Consider the following 5,518-nt stretch of genomic DNA (forward strand, 5'->3'; position numbering starts at 1 on the left):
TTTAGGTAAATAAATTTTGTGAGTTTGGAAAAAGTTTTTATCTTTGCAGTCCCGATACGGGGAGCGCAGGAGTGGATAGATTAGGTGTTGAAAAGAGGGGTTTGTGGTTACTAAAAAAACTTCAAATTTTCTTCAGGAAACATTTGGTCAATTAGAAATAAAGTTTTACTTTTGCACACGCAAATACGGCAAAGCCCAACGACAGAAAAGGGTAGCTGAGGAAGCGGAAGAGAAGAGATCATTGAAAAATAGATATAACAACCAAGTAAGGAAAAACTAAAGCGTCAAAACTTTGAGTGAGTGCGGACAAACATACAATGGAGAGTTTGATCCTGGCTCAGGATGAACGCTAGCGGGAGGCCTAACACATGCAAGCCGAGCGGTAGAAGATCTTCGGATCTTTGAGAGCGGCGCACGGGTGCGGAACACGTGTGCAACCTGCCTTTATCTGGGGGATAGCCTTTCGAAAGGAAGATTAATACCCCATAATATAATGAACGGCATCGTTTATTATTGAAAACTCCGGTGGATAGAGATGGGCACGCGCAAGATTAGATAGTTGGTGAGGTAACGGCTCACCAAGTCAGTGATCTTTAGGGGGCCTGAGAGGGTGATCCCCCACACTGGTACTGAGACACGGACCAGACTCCTACGGGAGGCAGCAGTGAGGAATATTGGACAATGGGTGAGAGCCTGATCCAGCCATCCCGCGTGAAGGACGACGGCCCTATGGGTTGTAAACTTCTTTTATACTGGGATAAACCTACTTACGTGTAAGTAGCTGAAGGTACAGTATGAATAAGCACCGGCTAACTCCGTGCCAGCAGCCGCGGTAATACGGAGGGTGCAAGCGTTATCCGGATTTATTGGGTTTAAAGGGTCCGTAGGCGGGCTCGTAAGTCAGTGGTGAAATCTCATAGCTTAACTATGAAACTGCCATTGATACTGCGGGTCTTGAGTAAAGTAGAAGTGGCTGGAATAAGTAGTGTAGCGGTGAAATGCATAGATATTACTTAGAACACCAATTGCGAAGGCAGGTCACTATGTTTTAACTGACGCTGATGGACGAAAGCGTGGGGAGCGAACAGGATTAGATACCCTGGTAGTCCACGCCGTAAACGATGCTAACTCGTTTTTGGGTCTTCGGATTCAGAGACTAAGCGAAAGTGATAAGTTAGCCACCTGGGGAGTACGTTCGCAAGAATGAAACTCAAAGGAATTGACGGGGGCCCGCACAAGCGGTGGATTATGTGGTTTAATTCGATGATACGCGAGGAACCTTACCAAGGCTTAAATGGGAATTGACAGGCGCAGAAATGTGCTTTTCTTCGGACAATTTTCAAGGTGCTGCATGGTTGTCGTCAGCTCGTGCCGTGAGGTGTTAGGTTAAGTCCTGCAACGAGCGCAACCCCTGTCACTAGTTGCCATCATTCAGTTGGGGACTCTAGTGAGACTGCCTACGCAAGTAGAGAGGAAGGTGGGGATGACGTCAAATCATCACGGCCCTTACGCCTTGGGCCACACACGTAATACAATGGCCGGTACAGAGGGCAGCTACTATGCGAATAGATGCGAATCTCGAAAGCCGGTCTCAGTTCGGATTGGAGTCTGCAACTCGACTCTATGAAGCTGGAATCGCTAGTAATCGCGCATCAGCCATGGCGCGGTGAATACGTTCCCGGGCCTTGTACACACCGCCCGTCAAGCCATGGAAGTCTGGGGTACCTGAAGTCGGTGACCGTAACAGGAGCTGCCTAGGGTAAAACAGGTAACTAGGGCTAAGTCGTAACAAGGTAGCCGTACCGGAAGGTGCGGCTGGAACATCTCATTTTAGAGCGTCATTCGACGTTAAACAAATAAAAGGTACTTAAATGTACCATGTACTTGCTTAAAGAAACGTTTTAGTTTTTTATTTGGTTGATATATTATAAAAATACAACACCCACTAGAAATTAGTATCAGAGGGAGAGATTTAGAAAAAGAAGTTAGGAATTAGAAGTTAGAAATTAGTCTAACATCTAATGTCTAAAATCTAACATCTAAAACAAAGTCTCGTAGCTCAGCTGGTTAGAGCGCTACACTGATAATGTAGAGGTCGGCAGTTCGAGCCTGCCCGAGACTACTAATTGTAAAAGACGGGAAGACATCAGATATGAGACATCAGACATTAAGTCTGAAATCTATTATCTGACTTCTGAAGTCTACTAGAGGGGGAATTAGCTCAGCTGGCTAGAGCGCCTGCCTTGCACGCAGGAGGTCAAGGGTTCGACTCCCTTATTCTCCACAGTTTTGTAAGTTTGATTTAAAAGTACGATGGATAGAGCCAAAACAAATATCCATTGATCAGACGAGCAGAAAGAATTTAAGATCATTGACATTAACGGTAAAAATATCACAAAGAAAAAACCGAGCACTTACGAGTGCTTGAGTACCAATAGGAAAGAAATCGTTAAGGGCGTATGGCGGATGCCTAGGCTTTCAGAGGCGAAGAAGGACGCGGTAAGCTGCGAAAAGCTCGGGGGATCGGCACACACGAATTGATCCCGAGATGTCCGAATGGGGCAACCCGGCATGTTGAAGACATGTCACCTCGCAAGAGGAGCAAACCCGGAGAACTGAAACATCTAAGTACCCGGAGGAAAAGAAATCGAAGAGATTCCGTAAGTAGTGGCGAGCGAACGCGGATTAGCCCAAAAGTCTTTATATATTTAATAGAATGTTCTGGAAAGAACAGCCATAGAGGGTGATAGCCCCGTATATGAAAGGTATATTTAGATGATAAATGAGTAGGGCGGGACACGTGAAATCCTGTCTGAATATGGGGGGACCATCCTCCAAGGCTAAATACTCCTGAAAGACCGATAGTGAACAAGTACTGTGAAGGAAAGGTGAAAAGCACTTCGAATAGAAGGGTGAAATAGAACCTGAAACCGTACGCCTACAAGCGGTCGGAGCCCACAAGTTGGGTGACGGCGTGCCTTTTGCATAATGAGCCTACGAGTTAATGTTACTAGCGAGGTTAAGGACTTCAGGTCCGGAGCCGGAGCGAAAGCGAGTCTGAATAGGGCGCATAGTTAGTAGTATTAGACGCGAAACCTTGTGATCTACCCATGGGCAGGTTGAAGCTTTGGTAACACAAAGTGGAGGACCGAACCGGTTGACGTTGAAAAGTCTTCGGATGACCTGTGGGTAGGGGTGAAAGGCCAATCAAACTGGGAGATAGCTCGTACTCCCCGAAATGCATTTAGGTGCAGCGTCGTGTATAAGTTTATTAGAGGTAGAGCTACTGATTGGATGCGGGGGAGTCAAATCCTACCAATTCCTGACAAACTCCGAATGCTAATAAATGTTCCACGGCAGTGAGGGCGCGGGTGCTAAGGTCCGTGTCCGAGAGGGAAAGAACCCAGACCAACAGCTAAGGTCCCCAAATCTCTATTAAGTTGAAGCAACGCGGTTGGACTGCATTGACAGCTAGGATGTTGGCTTGGAAGCAGCCATTCATTTAAAGAGTGCGTAACAGCTCACTAGTCGAGCGGTCCGGCATGGATAATAATCGGGCATAAATAGAGTACCGAAGCTATGGATTTACAACCTAGGGTTGTATCTGGTAGGGGAGCATTCTGTTTGCACAGAAGCAGTGGCGCGAGCCATTGTGGAGCGTACAGAAAAGAAAATGTAGGCATAAGTAACGATAAAGGGGGCGAGAAACCCCCTCACCGAAAGACTAAGGTTTCCTCAGCCATGCTAATCAGCTGAGGGTTAGTCGGGACCTAACGCGAACCCGAAAGGGGTAGTGGATGGACAATGGGTTAATATTCCCATACTTGCTCACACTAAAAAGGGGACGGAGTGCCGTACCTGCTGGAGACTGACGGAATAGTCAAGGCCTAGCCTTCGGGCGAAGCTGCTGCAGGGAAAGTGCTTCCAAGAAAAGCCGAAGTGAAGCAACCCGTACCAAAACCGACACAGGTAGTCGAGGAGAGAATCCTAAGGTGCTAGAGTGAATCATGGTTAAGGAACTAGGCAAAATAGTCTCGTAACTTCGGAAGAAGAGACGCCATCAGCAATGGTGGCCGCAGTGAAGAGGCCCAGGCGACTGTTTATCAAAAACACAGGACTCTGCTAAATCGAAAGATGCTGTATAGGGTCTGACACCTGCCCGGTGCTGGAAGGTTAAGGAAGGGCGTTAGCAGCAATGCGAAGCGTTTGACTGAAGCCCCAGTAAACGGCGGCCGTAACTATAACGGTCCTAAGGTAGCGAAATTCCTTGTCGGGTAAGTTCCGACCTGCACGAATGGTGTAACGATCTGGGCACTGTCTCAACCATGAGCTCTGTGAAATTGTAGTAACGGTGAAGATGCCGTTTACCCGCAATGGGACGAAAAGACCCTGTGAACCTTTACTATAACTTCGTATTGACTTTGAGTAAGTAATGTGTAGGATAGGTGGGAGACTTTGAAGCAGGCACGCTAGTGTTTGTGGAGTCAACGTTGAAATACCACCCTTTACTTACTTGGAGCCTAACTTCTTTTAGAAGGACACTGCGTGGTGGGTAGTTTGACTGGGGTGGTCGCCTCCAAAAGAGTAACGGAGGCTTTCAAAGGTACCCTCAGCACGCTTGGTAACCGTGCGTAGAGTGTAATGGCATAAGGGTGCTTGACTGTGAGACCTACAAGTCGATCAGGTGCGAAAGCAGGACATAGTGATCCGGTGGTTCCGTATGGAAGGGCCATCGCTCATAGGATAAAAGGTACTCCGGGGATAACAGGCTAGTCTCCCCCAAGAGCTCACATCGACGGGGAGGTTCGGCACCTCGATGTCGGCTCGTCACATCCTGGGGCTGGAGAAGGTCCCAAGGGTTGGGCTGTTCGCCCATTAAAGTGGCACGCGAGCTGGGTTCAGAACGTCGTGAGACAGTTCGGTCTCTATCTATTGCGGGCGTTAGATGTTTGAGAGGGCTTGATTCTAGTACGAGAGGACCGAATTGAACAAACCTCTGGTGTATCAGTTGTTCCGCCAGGAGCACCGCTGAGTAGCTACGTTTGGAAGAGATAAGCACTGAAAGCATATAAGTGCGAAACTCGCCTCAAGATGAGACATCTTTTAAGGGTCGTTGGAGATGACGACGTTGATAGGCTACAGGTGTAAAGTTGGTAACAGCATAGCCGAGTAGTACTAATTACCCGTAGATTTATAGCCTATTACAGGTATACATATAATCATCAATGAGTAATCATTTAAAAAATTATAAACCTAACTCAAGCGTCTTGTAAGTGCAAGCAAGGTTTTTTCTTTGTGACTGTTTTTATCGATTAAAACAGATGTCAGATAAGACATCAGATAACAGACCCTTAAAAGTCTGAAATCTGAAATCTCACCTCTGATATCTTATATACAACCTTTAGGGTGGTTTTAGCGGTGGGGCTCACCTGTTCCCATTCCGAACACAGAAGTTAAGCCCACCAGCGCCGATGGTACTGCGAAAGCGGGAGAGTAGGTCGCCGCCAGTCTTTTTTTT

2 tRNA genes and 3 rRNA genes are annotated in these 5,518 nt (G+C 47.2%); all 5 read left to right on the plus strand.

Going from position 1 to position 5,518, the window contains the following annotated elements:
* Positions 1–314: 314 nt before the first annotated feature.
* A 16S ribosomal RNA gene (locus AC4FQ5_RS19455) occupies positions 315–1,831 on the plus strand.
* A 217-nt stretch (positions 1,832–2,048) separates the two neighbouring features.
* A tRNA-Ile gene (locus AC4FQ5_RS19460) sits at positions 2,049–2,122 on the plus strand.
* 88 nt (positions 2,123–2,210) lie between these two features.
* Positions 2,211–2,284, plus strand: a tRNA-Ala gene (locus AC4FQ5_RS19465).
* Between the two features lie 155 nt (positions 2,285–2,439).
* Positions 2,440–5,199 (plus strand): 23S ribosomal RNA (locus AC4FQ5_RS19470).
* Positions 5,200–5,402: 203 nt separating this feature from the next.
* Positions 5,403–5,510: ribosomal RNA gene (rrf, locus tag AC4FQ5_RS19475) — 5S ribosomal RNA — on the plus strand.
* Together the 16S, 23S and 5S rRNA genes with 2 tRNA genes alongside form the textbook arrangement of a ribosomal RNA operon.
* The last annotated feature ends 8 nt before the right edge of the window (positions 5,511–5,518 follow it).

The sequence above is a fragment of the Chryseobacterium sp. DT-167 genome (genome assembly GCF_058310155.1).